Annotated in this window: 20 protein-coding genes and 1 pseudogene; 6 read left to right on the forward strand and 15 right to left on the reverse strand. The window is 72.1% G+C overall.

Annotated elements, in window-relative coordinates; genetic code table 11:
• Positions 1-7 precede the first annotated feature (7 nt).
• The 9 genes from ACH45E_RS40530 to ACH45E_RS40570 form a co-directional block, all read right to left on the reverse strand.
• The gene (locus tag ACH45E_RS40530; RefSeq protein ID WP_399042552.1) at positions 8-1,435 is read right to left on the reverse strand and encodes a hypothetical protein; all 1,428 of its coding nucleotides are present in this window, start codon (positions 1,433-1,435) and stop codon (positions 8-10) included.
• Positions 1,436-1,584: 149 nt separating this feature from the next.
• Complete coding sequence (locus ACH45E_RS40535; protein WP_361453229.1) at positions 1,585-2,556, reverse strand: BadF/BadG/BcrA/BcrD ATPase family protein; 972 nt, start codon at positions 2,554-2,556, stop codon at positions 1,585-1,587.
• Positions 2,547-3,812, reverse strand: coding sequence for a 6-phospho-beta-glucosidase (locus ACH45E_RS40540; RefSeq protein ID WP_361453232.1), 1,266 nt, complete (start codon positions 3,810-3,812; stop codon positions 2,547-2,549). The genes ACH45E_RS40535 and ACH45E_RS40540 overlap by 10 nt, the downstream gene beginning before the upstream one ends.
• A gap of 6 nt (positions 3,813-3,818) precedes the next feature.
• Complete coding sequence (locus ACH45E_RS40545) at positions 3,819-4,712, reverse strand: carbohydrate ABC transporter permease (protein WP_361453235.1); 894 nt, start codon at positions 4,710-4,712, stop codon at positions 3,819-3,821.
• Position 4,713: 1 nt separating this feature from the next.
• Positions 4,714-5,655 (reverse strand): sugar ABC transporter permease, encoded by a 942-nt coding sequence (locus ACH45E_RS40550; protein ID WP_361453238.1) that lies wholly within the window; start codon positions 5,653-5,655, stop codon positions 4,714-4,716.
• Between the two features lie 2 nt (positions 5,656-5,657).
• Entirely contained in the window at positions 5,658-7,001 is a 1,344-nt protein-coding gene (locus ACH45E_RS40555; RefSeq protein WP_361453241.1) for an ABC transporter substrate-binding protein, read from the reverse strand.
• A gap of 73 nt (positions 7,002-7,074) precedes the next feature.
• Entirely contained in the window at positions 7,075-8,286 is a 1,212-nt protein-coding gene (locus tag ACH45E_RS40560; RefSeq protein ID WP_361453244.1) for an ROK family transcriptional regulator, read from the reverse strand.
• Between the two features lie 203 nt (positions 8,287-8,489).
• On the reverse strand, positions 8,490-9,110 hold the full coding sequence (locus tag ACH45E_RS40565) for a Uma2 family endonuclease (RefSeq protein ID WP_361453247.1): 621 nt from the start codon (positions 9,108-9,110) through the stop codon (positions 8,490-8,492).
• Between the two features lie 83 nt (positions 9,111-9,193).
• On the reverse strand, positions 9,194-10,300 hold the full coding sequence (locus ACH45E_RS40570; protein WP_361453250.1) for a mechanosensitive ion channel family protein: 1,107 nt from the start codon (positions 10,298-10,300) through the stop codon (positions 9,194-9,196).
• 310 nt (positions 10,301-10,610) lie between these two features.
• Here ACH45E_RS40570 and ACH45E_RS40575 point away from each other — a divergent pair, with 310 nt between their 5' ends.
• A complete protein-coding gene (locus ACH45E_RS40575) occupies positions 10,611-11,147 on the forward strand; it encodes an HNH endonuclease (RefSeq protein ID WP_361453253.1) in 537 nt (178 codons plus the stop codon).
• Between the two features lie 457 nt (positions 11,148-11,604).
• On the opposite strand, the gene ACH45E_RS40580 is transcribed toward ACH45E_RS40575, so the two are convergent.
• The 3 genes from ACH45E_RS40580 to ACH45E_RS40590 are packed head-to-tail and all read right to left on the reverse strand — an operon-like array spanning position 11,605 to position 14,188.
• Positions 11,605-12,960 (reverse strand): FtsX-like permease family protein, encoded by a 1,356-nt coding sequence (locus ACH45E_RS40580; protein ID WP_361453410.1) that lies wholly within the window; start codon positions 12,958-12,960, stop codon positions 11,605-11,607.
• Positions 12,960-13,658: an ABC transporter ATP-binding protein gene (locus tag ACH45E_RS40585; protein WP_361453256.1), complete on the reverse strand. Its 699-nt coding sequence runs from the start codon at positions 13,656-13,658 to the stop codon at positions 12,960-12,962. The genes ACH45E_RS40580 and ACH45E_RS40585 overlap by 1 nt, the downstream gene beginning before the upstream one ends.
• Complete coding sequence (locus ACH45E_RS40590) at positions 13,655-14,188, reverse strand: PadR family transcriptional regulator (protein WP_361453259.1); 534 nt, start codon at positions 14,186-14,188, stop codon at positions 13,655-13,657. Before ACH45E_RS40590 ends, ACH45E_RS40585 begins: the two co-directional genes overlap by 4 nt.
• Before the next feature lie 177 nt (positions 14,189-14,365).
• On the opposite strand from ACH45E_RS40590, the gene ACH45E_RS40595 reads away from it, so the two are divergent.
• The 3 genes from ACH45E_RS40595 (at position 14,366) to ACH45E_RS40605 (ending at position 17,071) form a co-directional block, all read left to right on the forward strand.
• Complete coding sequence (locus ACH45E_RS40595) at positions 14,366-14,611, forward strand: hypothetical protein (protein ID WP_361453262.1); 246 nt, start codon at positions 14,366-14,368, stop codon at positions 14,609-14,611.
• Complete coding sequence (malQ, locus tag ACH45E_RS40600; RefSeq protein ID WP_361453265.1) at positions 14,612-16,675, forward strand: 4-alpha-glucanotransferase; 2,064 nt, start codon at positions 14,612-14,614, stop codon at positions 16,673-16,675.
• A gap of 135 nt (positions 16,676-16,810) precedes the next feature.
• Positions 16,811-17,071 (forward strand): hypothetical protein, encoded by a 261-nt coding sequence (locus ACH45E_RS40605; protein ID WP_361453268.1) that lies wholly within the window; start codon positions 16,811-16,813, stop codon positions 17,069-17,071.
• Positions 17,072-17,138: 67 nt separating this feature from the next.
• On the opposite strand, the gene ACH45E_RS40610 is transcribed toward ACH45E_RS40605, so the two are convergent.
• Positions 17,139-17,711, reverse strand: coding sequence for a TetR family transcriptional regulator (locus ACH45E_RS40610; RefSeq protein ID WP_361453271.1), 573 nt, complete (start codon positions 17,709-17,711; stop codon positions 17,139-17,141).
• 142 nt (positions 17,712-17,853) lie between these two features.
• Here ACH45E_RS40610 and ACH45E_RS40615 point away from each other — a divergent pair, with 142 nt between their 5' ends.
• Positions 17,854-19,314 (forward strand): FAD-dependent monooxygenase, encoded by a 1,461-nt coding sequence (locus ACH45E_RS40615; protein ID WP_361453274.1) that lies wholly within the window; start codon positions 17,854-17,856, stop codon positions 19,312-19,314.
• Position 19,315: 1 nt separating this feature from the next.
• Here ACH45E_RS40615 and ACH45E_RS40620 read toward each other — a convergent pair whose 3' ends face one another.
• Positions 19,316-19,825, reverse strand: coding sequence for a MarR family transcriptional regulator (locus ACH45E_RS40620; protein ID WP_361453277.1), 510 nt, complete (start codon positions 19,823-19,825; stop codon positions 19,316-19,318).
• Positions 19,826-19,945: 120 nt separating this feature from the next.
• On the opposite strand from ACH45E_RS40620, the pseudogene ACH45E_RS40625 reads away from it, so the two are divergent.
• A pseudogene (locus tag ACH45E_RS40625) lies at positions 19,946-20,880 on the forward strand (EamA family transporter).
• Between the two features lie 255 nt (positions 20,881-21,135).
• Here ACH45E_RS40625 and pepN read toward each other — a convergent pair.
• Complete coding sequence (gene pepN / locus ACH45E_RS40630; protein WP_361453280.1) at positions 21,136-23,739, reverse strand: aminopeptidase N; 2,604 nt, start codon at positions 23,737-23,739, stop codon at positions 21,136-21,138.
• Between the last annotated feature and the right edge of the window lie 31 nt (positions 23,740-23,770).

A 23,770-nucleotide genomic window follows, 5' to 3' on the forward strand; every position in this document is an offset into this window, starting at 1 on the left:
CCCCTTGTCACCGGTACTCCGAAAGCCTGCGGCCGATGCCGAACACGGCGCCGGCCGCGCCGAGGACCGCGAGGACCGCGGCGCCGGCCGGGAGGCCGGTCATGGCGTCGCGGCCGGCGCCCGCCGACTGCTGGAACTCGGCCTGCTCGTGGCCGAGGGCGTCCTTCAGGTTGCTGTCGACGGCGTCGAAGCACTCACCGGTCGCGCCCTTGGCGCCGATCACGAGGCGGAGGGCGTCCTCGTAGTTGCCGTGCTCGTCCTCGTCACGGGCCGACGCGTGGCGCTTCGTCCACTCGGCCATGTTGCCCTCGGCCGCCTGGACCGGCTTGCTGCCCGCCTGGTCGTCGGCGAGGCCGGCCGCTTTGGACAGGCCCGCACCGAGGGCCTTGATGTCCTTGTCGAAGTCGTAGTAGTAGGTGTCGTAGGTCGTGTCGCCGACCGTGACGGTCTCGGCGCCGCGCGCCACCAGGCTGAGGTTCTCGTTGCCGCGCGCCTTCAGGGAGGCGATGCGGGCGTCGTGCAGCACGTTCAGCGAGCGGACGCCGTGGTCGTAGGAGCCGTCGAGGCCCGCGCGGGCCACGGAGTGGCCGACGACCAGCCAGAGCAGGACCACCGTGGCGGCGGCCGTCGCCGCGACCAGGCCGTGGTTCAGGACCCGGTTGGTGCGCCGGTACTCGCGGTGCTGGGCCCAGGCGAGCCCGGCCAGGGCGAGCACCCCGAGCGCTATCGCGGCCCACGGATAGGGCGTGGCGTCCGCGTAGTCCGCGCTCAGCCGCTGGTTCTCCTTCTTGTAGAGCTCCTCGGCCGCCGGGAGCATCTCCTCCTGCATCTTCTCGTTGGCGTACCGCAGATACGCGCCGCCCACCGGATAGCCCTGCCGGTTGTACGTGCGGGCCCGCTCGATCAGGCCCTTGTACTCCGGGAGCAGCTTGTTGAGCTTGGCGACGGTCGTCTCCGAGGGGGAGCCCGGATCGGAGGCGGCGGCGGCCGTGACGAGCCCCGCCGCGGCGGTACGGATGTCCCTCTCGTACCGGTCGCGGGAGTCCGAGGTCTCCTGACCGCCCGCCAGGAACCCGCCGGACGCCGTCGTGTTGGCGTCCGCCAGGGAGCGGTAGATGTCGGCCGCGCCCGAGCTGAGCGGCTGGCTGCTGTGCAGCACGTCGTCGGCGGCGGCCGCCCGGTCGCTCTCCTGCCATGCGGTGACCGCGCCGAACGCGACGACCAGCAGGGCCAGCAGGGCACCGATGATGCGCAGCCGGCCCGGTTCCGTGGTCGCCGCGGCGCGCAGCCGGTCGACGCCCTCGGCGAACGCGGTGCGCCGGGGCGGCGCCGGGACGGGCGCCGGTGCCTGCGCCGGTACCGGTGGCGAGACCGGTGGCGGGACCGGTGGCGCCGCGCTGCTCGTCGGCGGTTGTGTCACGTTGACCTCCCCCATGGTCATCTGCCTGCCGACCAGTATCACCGCCGGGTCCGACAATGGGCAGCGGGGGGCAGCTTTGTCACCTCCCCGTGCCCATGAATACGCGCCGGGATTCTGTTCGGTTCCACGGAATCGGTTCCACGGGAGGGGTGCCCGCCGGCGCCTCAGCCTTCCCAGTGGCTGCGCGCCCGTTCCCCCGCCTCGGCCGCCGCCCCCAGCCGGTCCAGGCCCAGCAGTGCCGCCCCGAGGACCGGGCTCGCCGTCACCACCCGTGCCACCGCCTTCGGTGCCCGCGCGGCCAGCAGTTCCCCGATCCGGTCGTCGAGCTGGGCGTGCCCGGCCGTGAGGACCCCGCCGCCGAGCAGGACCGGCGTCTCCTCGTCCAGCAGGTCCAGCCGGGACAGCGCCACCGAGGCCATGGTCACCACCTCCTCGGCCAGCCGGTCCACCACGGCCCGTGCCACCGCGTCGCCGTCCGCCGCCGTCGCGAACAGCACCGGCGTCAGCTCGTGCCGCCGCAGCTGCTCGACGCGTTCCAGATGAAGGGCCTCGATGAGGGCGTACATGGAATCCAGCCCGAAGTGGGCCGGGAGCGTGCGCGAAAGCTCGGTGGGCTCGCCCCGGCCGTCCTCCGCGCGCGCGGCGAACCACAGGGCCTCCTCCGCCAGGCCCCAGCCGCCGCCCCAGTCACCGGAGATGCGGCCCAGGGCGGGGAAGCGGGCCGTGCGCCCGTCGGGGCGCATGCCGACGCAGTTGATGCCCGCGCCGCAGACCACCGCGACGCCCCGGGGCTCGGCCACCCCGGCCCGCAGGATCGCGAAGGTGTCGTTGCGGACCTCCACCGTCGCCCCCCACGCGCGCGCGTGCAGCGCGGCCGCCAACTGCTCCTCCTCCACCGGCAGATCGGCGTTGGCGAGACAGGCGGAGACATGGGTGACGGAGTTGACGCCGGCGGCCGTGTAGGCCCGGCCCACCGCCCGCGCCAGCTCGTCCACCGCCGCGGGCACGCCCACCGTCGGCGGACGGAACCCGCCGCCGCGGGCCGTGGCCAGGACGCGGCCGTCCGCCGCCAGGACCGCGACGTCGGTCTTGCTGTTGCCCGCGTCGATGGCGAGGACACTTGCGGTCAGGCCCACGCGAGGTGCTCCCGGTTGTGCGCGATCAGCTGGTCGGTGAGGGCTTCGGCGTACTCGTACTGGCCGATCAGAGGATGGGACAGCAGGGCCCGGAACACCCGGTCCCGCCCCCCGCGCAGCGCCGCCTCCAGGGCCAGCTCCTCGTACGCCGTCACGTTCGCCACCAGTCCCGCGTACAGCGGGTCGACCTCCGGCACGGGCAGCGGGACGGTACCCGTCGGCCCTACCGCGGCCTGCACCTCGATCACCGCGTCGTCGGGCAGGAACGGCAAGGTGCCCCGGTTGAGGGTGTTGACCACCTGGTACGGGCTGCCGGTGCTGCCCAGCAGGGCCGCCGCCAGGTCCACCGCCGCCTCCGAGTAGTAGGCGCCGCCGCGCCTGGCGAGCAGCTCCGGCTTCTCGTCCAGGGCCGGATCGCCGTACATCGCGAGCAACTCCTTCTCCATCGCGGCCACTTCGGCAGCCCGGGACGGCTTGGTGCGCAGCTCCCGCACCACCGCGTCGTGCGCGTAGTAGTACCGCAGGTAGTACGACGGGACCACGCCCAGACGGTCCAGGAGCGGGCGCGGCAGCCGCAGGTCGCCGGCGATGGTCTCGCCGTGTTCGGCCAGCAGCTTGGGCAGGACGTCCTCGCCCTCGGGGCCGCCGAGGCGGACGCCGGTCTCCCAGGTGAGGTGGTTGAGGCCGACGTGGTCGAGGTGGACGTCGGCGGGTGTCACGCCGAGCAGGCCGGCGAACTTCCGCTGGAAGCCGATCGCCACGTTGCACAGCCCGACCGCCCTGTGCCCGGCCTGGAGCAGGGCACGGGTGACGATGCCGACGGGGTTGGTGAAGTCGATGATCCACGCGCGCGGGTTGGTGCGGCGGACCCGCTCGGCGATGTCGAGCACCACCGGGACCGTCCGCAGCGCCTTGGCCAGGCCGCCCGCACCGGTCGTCTCCTGCCCGACGCAGCCGCACTCCAGCGGCCAGGTCTCGTCCTGCTCGCGGGCCGCCTGCCCGCCGATCCGCAGTTGCAGCAGCACCGCGTCCGCGCCCTCGACGGCCGCGTCCAGGTCGGCGGTCGTGACGATCCGGCCGGTGTGGCCCTGCTTGGCGAAGATCCGCCGGGCCAGGCCGCCCACCAGCTCCAGGCGGTCGGCGGCCGGATCGACGAGCACCAGTTCCTCGATGGGCAGGGTGTCCCTGAGGCGGGCGAAGCCGTCGATGAGTTCGGGCGTATAGGTCGAGCCTCCGCCGACCACGGTGAGTTTCATACGTGGTTAACCCTTCACTCCGGTGAGCGTGACGCCCTCGACGAACGCCTTCTGGGCGAAGAAGAACACGAGGATCACGGGGGCCATGACCAGTACGGTGGCGGCCATGGTGAGGTTCCAGTCGGTGTGGTGCGCGCCCTTGAAGGACTCCAGGCCGTAACTCAGGGTCCAGGCGCCCGGATTTTCGGAGGCGTAGATCTGGGGCCCGAAGTAGTCGTTCCAGGCGTTGAAGAACTGGAAGAGGGCGATGGCGGCGATGCCGGGCTTCGCCATCGGAAGGATGACCTTCAGCAGGGTGCGCAGTTCGCCGCAGCCGTCCACCCGCGCCGCGTCGACGTATTCGTTGGGAATGGTCGTCAGGAACTGGCGCAGCAGGAAGATCGAGAAAGCGTCGCCGAACGCCAGCGGGATGATCAGGGGCCAGAGCGTGCCGGACAGGTCCAGCTGCTTCGCCCAGAACAGGTACATCGGGATGACGACCACCTGCGGGGGCAGCATCATCATCGAGATCACCAGCATGAGCACGAGGTTGCGGCCCCGGAAGCGGAACTTGGCCAGCGCGTACGCCACCGGGACCGACGAGACGACGGTGAGGACCGTTCCCAGTACGGCGTAGATCAGCGTGTTCTTCCACCAGGTGAGGAAGCCGGGAGTGTTGAGCACGGATTTGTAGTTGGACCACTCCCAGGTGTGCGGGATCAGGTCCCGGCTGAGCGCCTGGGAGTCGCTCATCAGGGAGGTCAGGAAGACGAACACGAAGGGGAGGGTGAAGAAGAGGGCGGCGGCGACCCCGAGGGAGTGGATCGCGACCCACTCCAGGAACGCCTTCCGGCGGGCCGTGCGCTCGGCGGGCGAGGCGGGTGCCTCCACCTTCACGGGTCGGTCGAGTACTTGGGCCACGTCAGTCACCTGCCTGGATGAGACCGCCCCGGCGCCGCATCAGAAGAGCGGTGAACGCCATCGACAGGACGAAGAGGACCAGCGCCACGACACACGCCGAGCCGTAGTCGAAGCGCTGGAAGCCGAGGTTGTAGACGAGCTGGGGGAGGGTGAGCGTGGAGTGCTCGGGGTAGCCGGGCTCGAACATGGTGCCGGCGCCCTGGATCACGCCCGAGGCGACCTTTCCGGCGACCAGGGGCTGTGTGTAGCACTGCATCGCCGCGATCACGCCGGTGACGACCGCGAACATGACGATCGGCGCGATGTTGGGGAGGGTGACGAACCGGAACCGCTGCCACGCCGACGCGCCGTCCAGTTCCGCCGCCTCGTACTGCTCCTTCGGTACGTCGAGCAGCGCGGCCATGAAGATGACCATCAGGTCGCCGACTCCCCACAGGAACATCAGCGTGAGGGCCGGCTTGGACCAGTTCGGGTCGTTGAACCAGCCCGGAGCCGGGATGCCGATCTTCTCCAGGATCGAGTTGACCGGGCCCGTACCGGGGTTGAGGAGGAACGCGAAGGCCATGGTGGCCGCTACCGGCGGAGCGAGGTAGGGCAGGTAGAAGAGGGTGCGGAAGACACCCGTGCCGGTCTTGATCTTCGTGATGAGGAGACCGATCCCGAGTCCGAAGAGGACGCGGAGGCTCACCATGATCAGCACCAGCCAGAGGGTGTTGCGCAGGGCGGGCCAGAAGTAGGGGTAGTGCTCGAAGACATACGTCCAGTTCTTCGTCCCGCTCCACGTCGGCGGTTTGAAGCCGTCGTAGTGCATGAACGAGAAGTAGACCGTCGAGATCATCGGGTACGCGAAGAAGACCGCGAAGCCGATCAGCCAGGGCGAGAGGAAGGCGAGGGTCCGCAGCGTCGACCGGCGGCGCTTCGACCGCAACGTGGGTGCGCTCATCGCTACTTCGCCTGCGCGATGTCCGTGTCGATCTGCGCGGCGGCCTTCTTCAGGCCCGCCTTCAGGTCGGTGAGCTTGCCGCTCTCGTAGTCATAGCCGAGCTGCTGGATGGTGGTGAGGTAGACGCCGCCGTTGATCGAGGCGGGGGACGTCGTCGAGTCCGGGTTCGTCGCGATGTCCAGGAACGTCTTGAACCGCGGGTCGTACTTCAGCTTGGGGGACTTCAGAGCGGCCAGCGTGGAGGGCACGTTGTGCAGGTTGTTGGAGAAGTTCACCACCGCGTCGGTGTCCGTGGTGATGTACTTGACGAACTCCCAGGCCGCGTTCTGCTTCTTGCTGGTGGCGGCGATGCCGGCGATGGTGCCGGTGATGTAGCCCTTGCCGTACTGGCTCACCTGGTCGTCGGGCACGGGCAGCGGGGCGACGCCGATCTGGAACTTCGGCTTGGCGGCGAGCGCCATGCCGAGCCGCCACTCGCCGTCGAGCTGCATGGCGACCTGGCCGGTGTGGAACGGGTGCTTGGGGCCCCACTCGTCGCCGAGCGTGGAGCGGAATTTCTCCAGCTTCTGGAATCCGCCGAGTTCGTCGACGAGCTTCTTCTGGAGGGTGAAACCGGCCTGGAAGGCGGGGTCCTTGGCGAGGTTCGACTTGCCGTCCTTGTCGAAGTACGTCGGGGAGAACTGCGCGAAGTAGTGCTCGGTCGTGGTCTCCCAGCCGTGGTAGTCCGGCATGACCCCGAGCTGCTTGTAGCCGTCTCCCTGAGTGATGGTCAGTTTCTTGGCGTCGGTCTCGAATTCGGACCACGTCCTGGGCGGGTTCTTGATACCCGCCTTCTTGAACGCCGTCTTGTTGTAGTAGAGCCCGTACGCGTCTCCGAGCAGGGGTGCCGTGCAGCGGTCCCCGTCGAACTGGGTGTACTCGTTCATCGGTTTCGGGAACGTCTTCGCCGGGTCGATGTCCGACTTCTTGAAGAAGGGGTTGAGGTCGACCAGGGCGCCCGAGGAGCAGAACCTGCCCACGTTGTTGGTGGTGAAGGAGGAGATCACGTCGGGCGCCTTGTCACCGCCGGCGCGCAGCGCCTGGTTGATCTTGTCGTCGGTCATGTTGCCGACGACGTTCACATGGATGTTGGGGTGCGCCTTCTCGAACCCCGCGACCAGCGAGTTGACGGCCTTCACCTCGTTCGGCGCGCTCCAGGCGTGCCAGAAGGTGATGGTGGTGTCCTTCGAGGCGTCGTCGGAGGCGGTCGAGCCGGACTGGCCGGTGCATGCGGTGGTGAGCAGCGCCAGCGAGGCAGTAAGGGCGAAAGCCGCTTTTCGGGCAGCTGTGGGTATGGCTTCGGGCATGACGGGGTCTCCCAGGAGGGCGGTGAGGTGAGGGAAGGGCCGTGCGGGAAGAGAGGGGGTCGTGCGGGAAGGCTCAGCGCGAGGTGTCGAAGACCTCGTCGCGGGTGGTCGCCAGCGCGCTCTCCAGCGCGCCGCGCAGGACGGGATGTTCACGGACGTCGCCCACGACCAGGTGCGGGCGGGGTGCCGCCAGCTCCTCCAGTTCGGCCTGGACGAGCGCGCGGAGCACCTCGCCGCCGGCGGTGAGGGAAGCGCCGCTGAGGACGACGAGTTCGGGGTCGAGGACGGAGACGAGGGAGGCGAGACCGGTGGCGAGCCGGGTCGCGTAGGTCTGGAGCAGCTGCCGGTGCGGGCCGCCCGCGTGATCGGCGGCGTCGGCCACCAGCTCGGCGGCGACCTCGGCGTACGGGCCCGTCGGCAGGTCGCCGATGCCGAGCTCACGGGCCAGCCTCGGGATGGCCTGCGAACCCGCCAGTTCCTGGTAACCGCCGCTGTTGGCCTTGGTCACCTGGCGGACCAGGGGGGTGCCAGGGACCGGCAGGAAGCCGACCTCGCCGGCGCCGCCGGTCCAGCCGCGGTGCAGCCGCCCGCCGAGGACCAGGGCGGCGCCGAGGCCCTCCTGGTTCCACAGCAGGACGAAGTCCGCGTGGCCCCGGGCCGCGCCGAGCCGCTGCTCCGCTATCGCGACGAGGTTGACGTCGTTCTCGTACTCGACCGGCATCGGCAGCGCGTGGGCGAGTTCGTCGAGCAGCGCCGGGGAGTGCCAGCCGGGCAGGTGGGAGGCGTAGCGGAGCCGGCCGGTGCCCGGGTCGAAGGCGCCCGGAGTGCCGATGACCAGCCGGTGGACGTCGTCCCGGGCCAGTCCCGCGGCCTTCACCGCGCCGTCGAGGGCGTCGGTGACCTGCCGGACGACGGGCTGCTCCGGGCGCCTGCCGGGGGTGAGCAGTTCGTACTCGCCCACCGTGCGGCCGGTGATGTCGGCGACGGCGGCACGGATCCGGCCCGGGGTGACGTCGAGTCCGGCGGCGTGCGCGGCGGCGGGGTTGACCGCGTAGAGCTGCGCGTTGGGTCCCGGGCGGCCCTCGCTGGTGCCGGTGGCCAGGACCAGGCCCGCCGCCTCCAGCCGGGCCAGGAGCTGGGAGGCGGTCGGCTTGGAAAGGCCGGTGAGCTTGCCGATCCGCGTGCGGGACAGCGGCCCGTGCTCCAGGAGGAGGTCCAGGGCGGCGCGGTCGTTCATGGCGCGCAGGACGCGCGGGGTGCCCGGCGTACCGGCGGTTCCTGCCATGGGTGCGACACCTGCCTTTCCAACTGCCCAGCTTCCCAGTGACCTGGGGATCACGTCCACCCGGTGATCACCGATCGATCACTGTTAGGAAAGTTTCCTATTCGGGTGGGAGGAAGGTATGCCCAGGACGAAGCGGGCGTCAATAGACACCGCCCCCGAGGCAACGGAGTCGTTACCTCGGGGGCGGGTGGCCTTCGGCCGGTTCAGCCGGTGAGGAACGGGGCCGTGTCGAGGGTGGGGTAGGGGCCCGGGAGGGGGAGCGGGTCGCCGAGGTCCACCTTGGTGTCGGTGTCGTAGTAGGCCTCGGTGGGGTCGTCGCCGGGGAGTACGGGGTCCGTGTAGCAGTGGGCCGTCCTGGAGTGGCGGTCGATGAGGACGTACACCGGGATGCCGGCGGCGGCGTAGCTGCGGAACTTGGGGCCGGTGTCGGTCTCGTGGTCGGTGGAGGTGACCTCGCCGACGAGGGCGATCATGTCGATGGGGTACCAGCCCTGGTGCCGGGCGTAGTGCGCCTCGTCGGCCGCGGTCGGGCGGTGGTGCAGTACGTGGACGTCCGGGATGGGCAACGCGGTGGTGGACCCGGCCCCGTCGGTGCATCGGAAGCCGTTTCCTCTCCCGGCGTGGGTGACACCCGCCAGGTGGAGTTGGAAGAGCAGCGACATGACGGTGTCGTTGTGTCGGTCGCCGGGAGGTGCCGAAGGTACGTAAGCCCGGCCTTCGATGTACTCCGGGCTCACGGGCATCGGCGAGGCCGCCTCGTACGCGGCCAGGAGGGACACGGGCTCCAGGCGGGACATGGGGTCGGGGGCGGTGACGGCGTCCATGGGGAGCACTGTGGGCCCATGGACCTGCTCCGGCCGGTTTCTCCTCCCGCCGTTCACTCGAACGAGTGTGCTGAGCCGTTCCGCTACTTCCCCGGAGGCGTCGACCGCTGGACGGCGATCGGTGTCGCCGCCGCCACCTGCGGGGAGTCCGCGTTGGAGTACACGGACGGTGCGGCCACCGCCGCCGTCGGGTCGGGGATCTCGGCCTCCTCCGGGACGGCCGTCGCGCCGCCCACGATGCGGATGCTGGCGGCGTCGAAGGCGCGCTTGACGCGCCAGCGCAGCTCGCGTTCGACCGACAGGGACTTGCCGGGCATGGTCTTGGCGGAGACCCGCACCACCATGGAGTCGAGCAGGACGCTGTCCAGGCCGAGCACCTCGATCGGGCTCCACAGGAGCTCGTTCCAGGGCTCTTCCTTGCTCATCTTCTCGGCGACCTCGTCGAGGGTGGCCTTCACCCGGTCCAGGTCCTCGTTCGCCTTGACCGTGACGTCCACGCCCGCCGTCGCCCAGCCCTGGGAGAGGTTGCCGATGCGCTTGACCTCGCCGTTGCGGACGTACCAGATCTCCCCGTTGTCGCCGCGCAGCTTGGTCACGCGCAGCCCGACCTCGATCACCTCGCCGGAGGCGACGCCCGCGTCGATCACGTCGCCGACGCCGTACTGGTCCTCCAGGATCATGAACACGCCGGAGAGGAAGTCGGTGACCAGGTTGCGGGCGCCGAAACCGATCGCCACACCGGCCACACCGGCGGACGCCAGCAGCGGGGCCAGATTGATCCTGAACGTGGACAGGATCATCAGCGCGGCCGTGCCGAGGATCAGGAAACTCGCCACCGACCGCAGCACCGAGCCGATCGCCGCCGCCCGCTGCCGGCGCCGCTCGACGTTCACCAGCAGCCCGCCCAGCGCGGAGCCGTCCACCGCCTGCACGGACCGGGTCATCCGGTCGATGAGCTTGGTGATCGCCCGCCGCACCACCGCTCTGAGCGCGATCGCCACGACCAGGACCAGCAGGATCTGCAGACCCATGGCGAGCCAGGTCGACCAGTTCTGTTCGACCCAGCTGGCGGCGTTCGTCGCGCTCTCCTGGGCGTCCTGGAGCGACGGCACGGTGGCCGTCGTCCCCGAGGGGGAGGGTGACGGCGACGGCGACGCACCGGCGGCCAGTAGGACGGCGGGCAAGGACACGGCAGGTACCTCCAGGCGCAAACACCCGTCCGGTGCGACGTCAATGTCGCTCAGGTCACGGAAAGGTCACCGGACGGGCAGAACCACCACACTAACGGGGCATTGTGTGTGCCAACGCCGGATCCGTGAAGGAGAGACCGTGCTCACCTGCGCTTGAACAGGCCATGATCCGGGGGATGAATGCGGTGTGGTCGAAAACACTCCCAGCCCGTTACCAGGAGATGGTGGCGCTTCCACCAGCCCTGAGGGGAGACTGACTACAGATCGTCCCGGCGCGAGCCACGCGCCGCCGACGCCCAAGGAGGCACCCGTGCCGCACGTCCTGGTCCTCAACGCGTCGTACGAGCCGCTCGGCGTCGTACCGCTCCGCCGCGCGCTCATCCTCGTACTGGAGAACAAGGCCGTCTCCCTCGAGGAATCCGGCGCCTACATGCACAGCGCGACCGTCACAGTCTCCGCACCCAGCGTGGTCCGGCTCAAGCGATTCGTACGGGTTCCCTACCGGGGGCCCGTTCCTCTGACCAGGCGAGCGCTCTTCGCCCGAGACGGAGGCCGGTGCATGTACTGCGGTGGCGTCGCAACCAGCGTCGACCACGTCATCCCGCGCAGCCGCGGGGGCAAGCACGTCTGGGACAACGTGGTGGCGTCCTGCCGCCGCTGCAACCACGTGAAGGCCGACCGGCATCTCGTCGAGATCGGCTGGCGGCTGCGCCACAAACCCGCCCCGCCCACCGGACTGGCCTGGCGCATCATCGGGACCGGCCATAGGGACCCGCGCTGGCTGCCGTACTTGCAGCCGTACGGCGCGGACGACGCCTTGGCCCGGATCGACGGCATTTCCGCCTGACGCTCCGGGCCTTCGCACACCCCGGGGCGCGTACGGCGTGCGGCCCCGGGGGTTCCCCGTGCCCCCGGGCCGGGTGGTGAGGTGGCCGCTGTCGGCGGGTGATACGTATCCCTCTCCGGCCGGGACCAGCGGCCGCCGTCTCCAGGCGCGGTGCCCGGCCGGGCACGGTCCGCGGCACTTCTGTGGCGACCCGCGCCTTCGGGCGTCCCGAAGCGCGTGGCGGGCGGGTCTGGGTGTCTCCGTGCCCCCGGGCCGGGCGGTGAGGTGGCCGCTGTCGGCGGGCGATACGCGTCCCCCTTGCAGGCCGGGGCCGGCGGCCGCCGTCTTCAGGACCGTGCCCGGCCGGGCACGGTCCGCGGCGCTTCTGTGGCGACCTGCGCCTTCGCGCGTCCCGAAGCGCGCGTGGTGCGGCCCCGGGGGTCCCCTGTGCCCCCGGGGCCACGCACTTACCCGGCGGTCACGCGTAGCGCAGTTCCGCCGGGTGTACCGAGCGGCGCAGCAGGGGCAGTGAGGTGGCCGCCGCCAGCAGGCAGCACGCGTACACCACGACCGGGACCAGCAGGCCCGCCCACGGCACGGGCGGTGCGATGTGGCCGGGGGCGGTCGAGGCGTACCCGATGCCGATCGCCATGCCACCCGCTCCCGCCAGCGCGACCGCGGGGGCCAGCGGCAGCGCCGTCTCCAGGAGCAGCGCCCGGCCGAGCACGTTCCGCGGCACCCCGGCGGCGACCTGCGCGGCCAGGCCGCGGCGGCGGTTCGCCAGGGACTCGGCGGTGCCGACGGCGAGCCCGGACAGGGTGATCGCGAGGGCGACGACGATCGCGGCGGCGGTCAGGTCGATGCCCGTCGTGTAGAAGGACATGCCCGTGCCCAGATGGCCCCGGCGGTCCAGGTCGTGCAGATCGGCGAGGAGTGCCTGGCGGACGCCGACGAAGCCCGTGCCGACGACCGTGACCAGCAGCACCGCCGCGTGCGTACGGGCCGCCGCCCACGGGTCGTCGCGCAGTCGTTCCGCCGAGATCAGCGTCGCCGCCGAGCGGGCCCGGGCCGCGAGCAGCCGGCCGATCAGCCCGGCCGTGCCGCCGGCGAGCCACACCGTGCCCGCGCCGACCACCAGGACCAGGCCGAACACCGTCAGCGGCAGCTTCCCGCGGTCGGTGCTGGACGTGTTCACGACGGCCCAGAGCGCCAGCAGCAGGACGACCACCACCCCGCCCGTGAACACCAGCCCCGGCCCCCGCCCGCTGCTCGGCCGCACCCGGCGCACCCACCCGAGCGGCGAGGCCACCACCCGGCGCAGCGCCAGCGCACTCGTCGCCGCGCCCAGCACCGGCACACCGAGGGCGACCAGCACGAGGCCCGCCCAGGCCAGGACGGTCGGCTCGGTCCACTGGCCCAGCAGGACCGGGATCGCGACGGCGGTGGCCGGCAGCGAGCCGAGCAGACAGGCGAGCCCGGTCTCCAGCGCGGCGATCCGGCGCACCTGGGCCGGGGTGGCGCCCGCCAGCCGCAGCCCGGCCAGCCGCCGGTCGCGGTGCACGGCGCCGATCCGGGCGCACTGCCCGAGGAAGCCCAGCACCGGCACCAGCAGGAGCAGCAGGCAGACGATCACCCCGGAGCGCTCGCCGGGGTGGTTCAGCAGCCCGCCGCCGACGGACACGTGGCGATACCCCCGGACCGAGGCCAGCGTGACGGCGGTCAGGGAGAACCCCGTGGCCAGTGCCGCGCCCACCGCGGTGAGCGCGACCCGCCACCACTCGCGCCGGTCGGAACCCCGGGTCAGCTGCCAGGCGAGACGGAGGTCGGCGGCGATCACGCGGCCACCCCCAGCGGCACCAGGGTCCCGTCGTCCATCCGCACCTCGCGGTCGGCGTACGCCGCGACCTGCGCGTCGTGCGTGATCAGCAGCACCGCCGTGCCGGACTCGCGGGCCGTGTGCACCAGCGCCGTCATCACCTGCTCGCTCGCCAGCGAGTCCAGCGCCCCCGTCGGCTCGTCCGCGAAGACCACCCTCGGGCCGGTCACCAGCGCCCGGGCCAGGGCGATCCGCTGCGCCTGGCCACCGCTCAGCTCGCCCGGCCGCAGCTCCTCCTGCCCGCGCACCCCGAACCGCTCCAGCCACTCGCCCGCCCGTTCCCGCGCCTCGGCGCGCGCGGTTCCGGCCAGCATCAGCGGCAGCGCCACGTTGTCGACGGCGGTCAGCTCCGGGATCAGCTGCCCGAACTGGAAGACCACGCCGAAGTCGGAGCGGCGCAGCTCGCTCAGCCGCCCTTCCGGCAGTCGGTCGAGCCGCTGCCCGTCGTACGCCACCGAGCCCTCGTCCGGGCGGGCGATGCCCGCGAGGCAGTGCAGCAGCGTGGACTTGCCGCTGCCGCTGGCCCCGGTGACGGCGAGGATCTCGCCGGCGCGCAGTTCGACCGAGGCACCGCGCAGCGCCCGCGTCCTGCCGTGCGCCTTGACGAGGTCCCGGCCCGCGAGAAGCGGCGCCGGGGCGTCCCCCTTGCTGTTCATGCTGCGTCGACCTCCGCGGTCAGAGTGGTCAGCCGGGCCGCCGTGGTGTTCATCCAGCGGAGGTCGGCGTCGAGGTGGTTGAGGGCGTAGTCCGCCGAGAGCACGGTCGCCAGATCGGAGTCCACGGCGGTCTTGAGGACCGTCAGCTCCCGCATCCGCTCCATGTGGGCGGCACGCTGGGCGCCGAGGTAGGCGGCCGGTTCGCCGCCCGCGAGGATGGACACGACGACCTTGGCGAAGATCTCGTTCGTCACGAACGGAGCCGGCGGGGCGATCTCGGCCGCCCACCGGGTCAGTTCGTGCGAACCGGCGTCCGTCGAGCGGTACAGGGTCCGCTCCGGCCCGCCGTCCGCGTCCGTGCCGTCGATCTCCGCCAGGCCGTCACGGACCAGGCGCTGCAACGTGGTGTAGACCTGCCCGTAGGCCAGTGGCCGGGCCTGCGGGAACCGTTCGTCGTGGCGTCGCTTGAGGTCGTAGCCATGGCTCGGCCCCGTCGCGAGCAGCCCCAGAAGGATGTGCCGGGTGCTCATGCGGATCAGTATGCACTAGATACATGTACTGAGTGAATAGTGGTGGACGGGGCGCGAGGACAGGTCGACCGGGATGTCGTATGCCTCACGTTGTTCCCGGTCATACGTCTGCCATCGCGTCCACTGGGTAGGCCTGCGATATCCCGCCCGCCGTACCGACGCACCAAGGAGGCCCCCGTGGCCGCACTGACCCAGCCCCTGCTCCCGGCCCCGTCCAAACCCGTGGCGGAGCCGTCCGCCGACACCCAGGAGTTGTACGCCTGCGCCTTCAGCGCGGAGAGCAGCTGCGTCGAGGCGCCGCTGACCAGCGAACCGCCGCTGCCCGAGGCCGAGCCCCTGACCAGTGAACCGCCGTTCTACGACGCCGCCCCGCTGACCAGCGAGTCCGACCCGACCCCGGACTCCTACGGCCCGGGGCTGTAGATGGCCGGACCCCTCGACGAGGAGTTGTCCCGGCTCGCGGAGCTGCATGGCGTCGCCACCTCCTACAGCCCGTCCCCGGACCGTACGGTCGCGGCCTCCGCCGATGCCGTCGTCGCCGTCCTGGCCGCCCTCGGTGTCGACGCCTCCACGCCCGAGGCCGCCCGCGACGCCCTCGCCGACCGGGAGCGGGAGCTGCGCGAGCGCCTGCTGCCGCCGACCCTGGTCCACTGGACCGACGCCGGAGCCGGTCCCGCCGCCCTCGCCGCCCTGCCCGCGGGCGCCCGGCTGAGCGTGGAGACCGAGCAGGGCGAGACCCGGGCCGCCGCCGAGGGACTCCCGCCGGGCGTCCACCGCGTCACCGCCGCCGCCCCCGACGGGCGCACGGCCGAGGCCCACCTGATCGTCGCCCCGCCCCGGCTGCCCACACCCACCGGACGCTCCTACGGACTCCTCGTCCAGCTCTACTCCCTGCTGTCCTCCCGCTCCTGGGGCATGGGCGACCTCGGTGACCTCGCCGAGCTGGCCGCCTGGGCCGGACGCACAGCCGGCGCCGGATTCGTGCAGGTCAACCCGCTGCACGCGGCCGTACCCGGCGCCCCCACCGACCCCTCGCCCTACCGGCCCTCCTCCCGCCGCTTCCCCGACCCGGTGCACCTGAGGGTCGAGGACGTCCCGGAGTACGCCTACGCCGACGATCGTGAGCGCCTCCAGGCTGTCCTGGAGCGGGCCGCCCGGCTGCGCGCCGGGGTGCTCGACAAGGGCGCGCTGATCGACCGGGACGCGGTGTGGGAGTTGAAGCGGGAGGCGCTGGAGACGGTGCGCGAGGTCCCGCTCGGGCCGGGCCGGCAGGCCGCCTACGCCGCGTTCCGCGCCGGACAGGGCCGGGCCCTGGAGGACCACGCCACCTGGTACGCCCTCGCCGAGGCGCACGGCTCGGACTGGCAGACCTGGCCCGCCGGGCTGCGCGACCCCCGCTCGCCCGAGACCGCCCGCGCCCGCGCCGACCTCGCCGACCGCGTCGGCTTCCACTCCTGGCTCGCCTGGCTCACCGACGAGCAGCTCACCGCCGCCCAGCGGGCCGCCCGCGAGGCGGGCATGCCGGTGGGCATCGTCCACGACCTCGCCGTCGGCGTGCACCCCGGCGGCGCCGACGCCTGGGCGCAGCAGGACCACTTCGCCGCCGGCATGTCCGTCGGCGCCCCGCCCGACGCCTTCAACGCCCGCGGCCAGGACTGGGGCCTGCCGCCCTGGCGCCCCGACCGTCTCGCCGCCTCCGGCCACGCCCCCTACCGCCGGCTGCTGCGCGCCCTGTTCCGCTACGCGGGCGCCCTGCGCATCGACCACGTCATGGGTCTGTTCCGGCTGTGGTGGGTGCCGCAGGGCGGGCCTCCGACGCAGGGCACGTACGTCAGGTACGACGCCGAGGCCATGCTCGCCCTGCTGGCGCTGGAGGCCTCCCGGGCGGGGGCCGTGGTCATCGGCGAGGACCTGGGCACGGTGGAGCCCGGGGTGCGCGAGACGCTCCAGCGGCGCGGGGTGCTCGGCACGTCGGTGCTGTGGTTCGAACGGGACTGGGAGGGCGACGGCCGGCCGCTGCCGCCGGAGAGCTGGCGCGCCGACTGCCTGGCCACCGCCACCACCCACGACCTGCCGCCCACCGCCGCCCGCCTCACCGGCGAGCACGTCGAACTCCGCGACTCCCTCGGCCTGCTCACCCGCCCCCTGGCCGAGGAGCGCGCGGAGGCGGCGGCCGACGCCCGGGAGTGGCTGGCCGTGCTGGGCCGGCTCGGTCTGATCGGGACGGCGGTACTCGCGGAGGAGGCGGAGGAGGCCGAGATCCAGGCCGTCCACCGTTTCCTGCTGCGTACCCCGGCCCGCATGATCGGCGTCTGGCTCCCGGACGGCATCGGCGACCGCCGCCCGCAGAACCTCCCCGGTACCTGGGACCAGTATCCGAACTGGCGCCTGCCGATCGCCGACGCGGCGGGACGCCCGGTGACGCTGGAGGAGCTGACGGGGTCACCGAGGGTGCGGGCGCTGCTCGCCGTGCTGAAGGAGGGCTGAGCCTCGGGGTTATCCGTGGGGTTCACAGTCGTGGGGTTCACGGCCGTGGGGTCCACGGCCGTGGGGTCCACGGCCGTGGGGCTCATAGGCCACCCCGGACGCGCGGCACATTACGGCGTTCGATACTTTGGCAACGTGGACAAGAAGAACGCCCTGCGCGCCGGCGCCCTGGCCGCCGGTACGACGCTGATGATGCTGCTCATGTCGTCCCCCGCGCTCGCGGTGACCCGCGACGACGGTGACGACCCCGGCACGCCGCTGGGTGTGGGCGCGACGCTGGGCCTCTACGTCGCGCTGCCGCTCGTGATCTTCGCGGTCATCGCCGGTCTGGTCATGGTGCTGGACAAGTCCGACAAGACGAAGCGCGTCAACACCAAGGCCAAGGCCAAGGCCTGACCTTCGCGACTCCCGTCGAGGGCGCCGGTGATGCCGGCGCCCTCGACGTGTTTCCCGGCGCCCGGGATCAGACGGGATCGGGCGCCGTCAGATAGCGCTGCACGGTCGGCGCGAGCCACGCCACGATCTCCTCGAGGGTCAGGGCCATGGCCGGCTCGACGCGCAGCACATGGCGGGTGAGCGCGAGCCCCAGCAGCTGTGAGGCGCACAGGGCGGCCCGTACCGGGGCCTGGTCGGGGTCGGGGCAGGCCTGCCGGGCCACGGGCAGCAGCTGGTCCCGGAAGATGCCCCGCATGCGCTCGGCCCCGGCCTGGTTGGTGACGCCGACCCGCAGTACGGCGGTCAGCTCCTCGTTGTCCTCCCACAGCCCGAGGAAATGGGTCACGAGCGCCCGCCCGATCTCCTCGCGCGGCAGTGCGTCCAGGTCGGGCAGCCGCAGGTCGATCGCCACGGCCGCCGCGAACAGGCCCTCCTTGTTGCCGTAGTACCGCATCACCATCGACGGGTCGATGTGCGCGTCCCCGGCGATGGCGCGGATGGTGGCCCGCTCGTACCCGTCGGTGGCGAAGCGCTCCCGGGCGGCGGCGAGGATCGCGTTGCGGGTGGCTTCGGAGCGGCGGGGGCCGGTGCTGGCGTTCATGCCGAGAGAGTAAGTCAACAACTGTGGGCCAACAAGTGTTGACTCCGCTGCCGAGGCGGTCCTAGGCTTGCCAACAAGCGTTGACCAACAGACGTTGGCCGACAGACGTTGACAGGCAAGCGTCGGCACCCAGGAGGCCCTCATGAACGGCACGACTGGCACCACCCGCACCGCCCCCCGCGTCGTCGTCGTGGGCTCCGGTCCCACCGGCCTCCTGCTCGCCGGCGACCTCGCCGCCGCCGGGGTCCCCGTCACCCTCGTCGAGAAGCGCCCGCACCGGATCAGCAACCTCTCCCGCGCCTTCGTCCTGCACGCCCGCGCCCTGGAGCAGCTCGACGCCCGCGGTCTCGCCGACGACCTGGAGGCGGTCGGCCGCCCCCTCGACCGGCTCCGCCTCTTCGGCCGCCTCACCGTCGACCTCGGCGCCCTCCCGTCCCGCTTCAACCACCTGCTCGTCCTCCCGCAGTACGAGGTCGAGAAGGTGCTGGAGCGACGCGCGGTGGAGGCGGGCGTCGACTTCCGGTACGAGACCGAGCTGACCGGCCTGACCCAGGACGCGGACGGCGTCACGGCCGAGGTCCGCGGCCCGGACGGCGGCGCCGGGACGCTGCGCGCCGCCTATGTCGTCGGCGCCGACGGGATGCGCAGCGCCGTGCGGGACGCGATCGGGCTGCCGTTCCCCGGCAAGTCGGTGATCCGCTCCGTCGTCCTCGCCGACGTGCTGCTCGCCGAGAAGCCGGAGAGCCTGCTCACCGTCAACGCCGTCGGGGACGCCTTCGCCTTCATCGCCCCCTTCGGCGACGGCTACTACCGTGTGATCGGCTGGCACCGCGGCCGCGACGTCCCGGACGGCGAGCCCCTGGAGCTGGCGGAGGTCAAGGAGATCACCCGGCTCGCCCTCGGCCACGACTTCGGGATGCACGACGCCCGCTGGATGTCCCGCTTCCACAGCGACGAACGCCAGGCGCCCGCCTACCGGGTGGGCCGGGTCTTCCTGGCCGGCGACGCCGCCCATGTGCACACCCCGGCCGGCGGACAGGGCATGAACACCGGCCTCCAGGACGCGGCCAACCTCGGCTGGAAGCTCGCCCAGGTCGTACGCGGCCACGCCCCCGAGGCACTGCTCGACACCTACCAGGCCGAGCGCCACCCCGTCGGCAGGTCGGTGCTGCGCAGCAGCGGCGGCATCGTCCGCCTCGCCATGGCCAAGCGCCCCTGGGAGCTGGCGCTGCGGGCCGCCCTCACCGCGTTCCTCGACGCGGTCGGCCCGGCCCGCCGCAAGGTCGCCGCCCAGGTCACCGGCATCGGCTACGACTACGGCGCGCCGAAGGGCACCCACCGCCTCACCGGCACCCGCGTCCCGGACGTCCGCCTGTCCGGCGGGGGCCGCCTGTACGAGGCGCTGCGCGGCGGCCGGTTCGTACTGATCACTCCGGAGGCGTACGAGGACGGGCCCGGGCGCGCGGACCGGCTGGCCGTGGCGCGCTGGGCGAGCGACCGCCGTACGGCCCTGCTGGTGCGGCCCGACGGATACGTGGCCTGGGCCGCCGACGCGGCCGGACCGGCGGAGGTCGAGGCGGCCCTCGCCGCCCACATGGGGTGAGCTACGACCCCGGGCGCACGGTCCCCGCGAGCAACTCCCGCAACAGACCGGCCAGTTGGCCGGCCTGTTCGCCGTCCAGGGCGGAGAGGGCGGCCGTCTGCTCCGCCAGACCCGCGCCGACCGCCTCGTCGATCAGCCGCAGCCCCTTGTCGGTGAGCGTCACCTGGAGTCCGCGCCGGTCGTGCGGGTCGGGGGAGCGGCGCAGCAGCCCGGCCCGCTCCAGCTTGTCGAGCCGGCCGGTCATCCCGCCGGTGGTGAGCATGAGCGTGGCCGAGAGCTGGCGCGGGGAGAGGGTGTGGGGCTCGCCGGAGCGGCGCAGGGTGGCCAGGACGTCGAACTCGCCGCGCGAGATGCCGTAGGGCTCGTACGCCTTCTCCATGCGGTCGCCCATCGCGCGGGAGAGGCGGAAGATCCGGCCGAAGACCTCCATCGCGGCGGTGTCGAGGTCGGGCCGCGCGGCGGCCCACTGGTCGATGATCGCGTCGACGGCGTCCCTCTGCTCTGCGCTCATGCGGGGAGTATCCGCCGCTGCTGGGATCGCTCGCAAGAAACTTGCTTGACGCTAAGTCACTTAGCGCTAAGCTACTTAGTGTCGAGTTAGTTTCCGCTTCCCGTCCGAAGGCTGCCTCCCATGGCCACGAGCCGCCCGGCGCTCACCGCCCTCACCGCCCTCGCCCCCGTCTCCTGGGGCACGACCTACGCCGTCACCACCGAGTTCCTGCCGGCCGACCGCCCCCTGTTCACCGGCCTGATGCGCGCCCTGCCCGCCGGGCTGCTCCTGCTCTGTCTCGCCCGGGTGCTGCCGCGCGGCGCCTGGTGGTGGAAGGCCGCCGTCCTCGGCGCGCTGAACATCGGCGCCTTCTTCCCGCTGCTGTTCCTGTCCGCCTACCGGCTGCCCGGCGGCATGGCGGCCGTCGTCGGCTCGGTGGGCCCGCTGTTCGTCGTGGGCCTCTCGGCGCTGCTGCTGGGCCGGCGGCCCACCGCCCGCACCCTGCTCACCGGGGTCGCGGCGGCCCTCGGTGAAACAGCCTGGTCGTACTCAAGGCGGCCGGCGCGCTCGACCCCGTGGGCGTGCTGGCCGCCCTCGCCTCCAGCGCCTCCATGTCCACCGGGACCGTCCTGACCAAGCGCTGGGGCCGCCCGGACGGCGTGGGCCCGCTGGCGCTCACCGGCTGGCAGCTCACCGCGGGCGGTCTGCTGATCGCCCCGGTCGCCCTCCTCGTCGAGGGCCCACCGCCCGCCCTCGACGGCCGTGCGCTCGGCGGCTACCTCTACCTCGCCCTGGCCAACACGGCGGTCGCGTACTGGCTGTGGTTCCGCGGCATCGGCCGCCTCACCGCCACCCAGGTCACCTTCCTCGGCCCGCTCTCCCCGCTGACCGCGGCCGTCGTCGGCTGGGCGGCCCTCGGCCAGGCGCTGACGCCGGTGCAGCTGGCGGGGATGGCGCTGGCCTTCGGGGCGACGATGGCGGGGCAGCTGGGGCCTGTCGCGCCGGTCACCCGCCTGGTGGCGCGAAGGGGCGCCCGGCGTACTGCCGGGCGCCCCGTGGGTGCGGGTACCCCCTAGGGCCTGCCCGGCGGATCATGTCGCAGACGCGGGGCTTGGCACGCCCTCCCCCACTCTCGGCTTCGCTCGAGCGGGCGGTGCCCCCACCGGCGTTGTCGTCGGTTGCCGACTCCCCCACGCTCGGCTTCGCTCGCGCGGGGGGACCCCCACCGCGTCGACGCCCTCCTCCGCCTTGCAGCTGGACGCACCAAGCCCCGCTCACCAGCGCTGATGAGGCACCGCCCGTTTCCTGCGACCTGATCCGCCGGACAGGCCCTAGCCGGCCGCGGCCGCGTCCGCCGCCTGCGCCTTCAGCGCGCGCTCGATGCCCGCGCGGGACTCCGAGACCAGCCGGCGCAGGGCCGCGCCCGGCTCGGCGGAGGACAGCCAGGCGTCCGTCCTGGAGAGGGTGTCCTGCGTGATCTGGACCGACGGGTAGAGGCCGATCACGATCTGCTGGGCGATCTCGTGCGAACGGGACTCCCAGACGTCCTTCAGAACCTCGAAGTACTTGTCCGTGTACGCCGCCAGCAGCTCCCGCTGGTCGGTCTGCACGAAGCCGCCGATGACGGCCTCCTGCACGGCGTTCGGCAGCTTGTCCGACTCGATGACCGACGCCCAGGCCTCCGCCTTGGCCTCCACCGTCGGCCGGGCCGCCCGAGCGGTCGCCGCGTGCCGCTCACCGGCGGCCGTCCTGTCCCGCTCGTACTCGGCCGCGATCTCCGCCTCGTCGAACCGGCCGACCGCCGCGAGCCGCTCCACGAACGCCCACCGCAGCTCGGTGTCGACGGCCAGGCCCTCGACCGTCTGGCCGCCGTCCAGCAGCGCCTCCAGCAGATCCAGCTGCTCCGGCGTACGGGCCGTCGCCGCGAACGCCCGCGCCCACGCCAGCTGGTGGTCGCTGCCCGGCTCCGCCGCCCGCAGATGGGCCAGCGTGGCGTCCGTCCAGCGGGTGAGCAGCGCCTCACGGGCGGCGGGGTCGGCGTACACCTCGATCGCCAGCTTCACCTGCCGGTGCAGCGACTGCACGACACCGATGTCCGACTCCTTGGCGATGCCGGACAGCACGAGGGAGAGGTAGTCCCGGGTGGCCAGTTCGGCGTCCCGGGTCATGTCCCAGGCCGACGCCCAGCACAGGGCGCGCGGCAGGGACTCCTGGAAGTCGCCGAGGTGTTCGGTGACGACCCTCAGCGACTCCTCGTCCAGCCGGACCTTGGCGTACGACAGGTCGTCGTCGTTGAGCAGGATCACCGCCGGACGGGGCTTGCCGACCAGCTGCGGTACGGCCGTCAGCTCGCCGTCCACGTCCAGCTCCACGCGCTCACCACGCACCAGCTTGCCGCTCGCGGCGTCGAGGTCGTACAGACCCACGGCGATGCGGTGCGGCCGCAGGGTGCCACGCGGCGGAGCCGCATCATCGGATACAGCGCCCTTGGCGCCGACGGGCAGCGCCGGGGCCTCCTGGCGGATCGCGAAGGAGGTGACGACCCCGTCGGCGTCCGTCTCGATCTGCGGCCGCAGCACGTTGATGCCGGCCGTCTCCAGCCACTTCTTCGACCAGGTCTTCAGATCCCGGCCGGAGGTCTCCTCCAGGGCGCCGAGCAGGTCGGACAGGCGGGTGTTGCCGAACGCGTGCTGCTTGAAGTACGCCTGCACGCCCCGGAAGAACTCGTCCTCACCGACGTACGCCACCAGCTGCTTCAGCACGGAGGCGCCCTTGGCGTAGGTGATGCCGTCGAAGTTGACCAGCACGTCGTCCAGGTCGCGGATGTCCGCCATGATCGGGTGGGTGGACGGCAGCTGGTCCTGGCGGTACGCCCAGGTCTTCATCGAGTTGGCGAACGTGGTCCACGAGTGCGGCCACTTCGAGCCCGGCGCGGCGGCCTGGCAGGCGATGGAGGTGTAGGTGGCGAACGACTCGTTCAGCCACAGGTCGTTCCACCACTCCATGGTGACCAGGTCGCCGAACCACATGTGGGCCAGTTCGTGCAGGATGGTCTCCGCGCGCACCTCGTACGCCGCGTCCGTCACCTTCGACCGGAAGACGTACTGGTCGCGGATGGTCACCGCACCCGCGTTCTCCATCGCGCCCGCGTTGAACTCCGGCACGAACAGCTGGTCGTACTTCTCGAACGGGTACGCGTAGTCGAACTTCTCCTGGAACCAGTCGAAGCCCTGCCGGGTCACCTCGAAGATCGCGTCCGAGTCGAGGAACTCGGCGAGCGAGGGCCGGCAGTAGATGCCGAGCGGCACGGACTGCCCGTCCTTCTCGTACACGCTGTGCACCGAGTGGTACGGCCCGACGATCAGCGCGGTGATGTACGTCGAGATGCGCGGCGTCGGCTCGAAGACCCAGACGTCGTCCTTGGGCTCGGGCGTCGGCGAGTTGGACACGACGGTCCAGCCCGTCGGCGCCTTCACGGTGAACTGGAAGGTCGCCTTCAGATCGGGCTGTTCGAAGGAGGCGAAGACCCGGCGGGCGTCCGGCACCTCGAACTGGGTGTAGAGGTAGGCCTGGTCGTCGACCGGGTCGACGAAGCGGTGCAGGCCCTCACCGGTGTTGGTGTACGCGCAGTCGGCGACCACGCGGAGGATGTTGCGGCCGTCCAGCAGCCCGGGAAGGGCGATCCGCGAGTCCTTGAACAACTCGGCGGGGTCGAGGGGATCGCCGTTGAGCGTCACCTCGTGCACGGCCGGGGCCACCAGGTCGATGAACGACTCGGCGCCGTTCTCCGCCACGTCGAAGCGCACCGTGGTCACGGACCTGTAGGTACCGCCCTCCTGCGCGCCGGAGAGGTCGAGATCGATCTCGTACGAGTCAACGGTCAGCAGCTTCGCCCGCTGCTGCGCCTCTTCGCGAGTCAGGTTTGTGCCAGGCACGCGGTCATCTCCTCGTTATGTGTCGGTTGCG

The organism is Streptomyces sp. NPDC020299, from assembly GCF_044387825.1.
Taxonomy (GTDB): Bacteria; Actinomycetota; Actinomycetes; order Streptomycetales; family Streptomycetaceae; genus Streptomyces.

Coding starts and splice junctions, on each gene's coding strand:
- ACH45E_RS40530 (WP_399042552.1), bottom strand. CDS start 1,435: ATGGGGGAGGTCAACGTGACACAACCGCCGACGAGCAGCGCGGCGCCA.
- ACH45E_RS40540 (WP_361453232.1), bottom strand. CDS start 3,812: ATGAAACTCACCGTGGTCGGCGGAGGCTCGACCTATACGCCCGAACTC.
- ACH45E_RS40550 (WP_361453238.1), bottom strand. CDS start 5,655: ATGAGCGCACCCACGTTGCGGTCGAAGCGCCGCCGGTCGACGCTGCGG.
- ACH45E_RS40555 (WP_361453241.1), bottom strand. CDS start 7,001: ATGCCCGAAGCCATACCCACAGCTGCCCGAAAAGCGGCTTTCGCCCTT.
- ACH45E_RS40560 (WP_361453244.1), bottom strand. CDS start 8,286: ATGGCAGGAACCGCCGGTACGCCGGGCACCCCGCGCGTCCTGCGCGCC.
- ACH45E_RS40565 (WP_361453247.1), bottom strand. CDS start 9,110: ATGGACGCCGTCACCGCCCCCGACCCCATGTCCCGCCTGGAGCCCGTG.
- ACH45E_RS40585 (WP_361453256.1), bottom strand. CDS start 13,658: ATGAACAGCAAGGGGGACGCCCCGGCGCCGCTTCTCGCGGGCCGGGAC.
- ACH45E_RS40590 (WP_361453259.1), bottom strand. CDS start 14,188: ATGAGCACCCGGCACATCCTTCTGGGGCTGCTCGCGACGGGGCCGAGC.
- malQ (WP_361453265.1), top strand. CDS start 14,612: ATGGCCGGACCCCTCGACGAGGAGTTGTCCCGGCTCGCGGAGCTGCAT.
- ACH45E_RS40610 (WP_361453271.1), bottom strand. CDS start 17,711: ATGAACGCCAGCACCGGCCCCCGCCGCTCCGAAGCCACCCGCAACGCG.
- ACH45E_RS40615 (WP_361453274.1), top strand. CDS start 17,854: ATGAACGGCACGACTGGCACCACCCGCACCGCCCCCCGCGTCGTCGTC.
- ACH45E_RS40620 (WP_361453277.1), bottom strand. CDS start 19,825: ATGAGCGCAGAGCAGAGGGACGCCGTCGACGCGATCATCGACCAGTGG.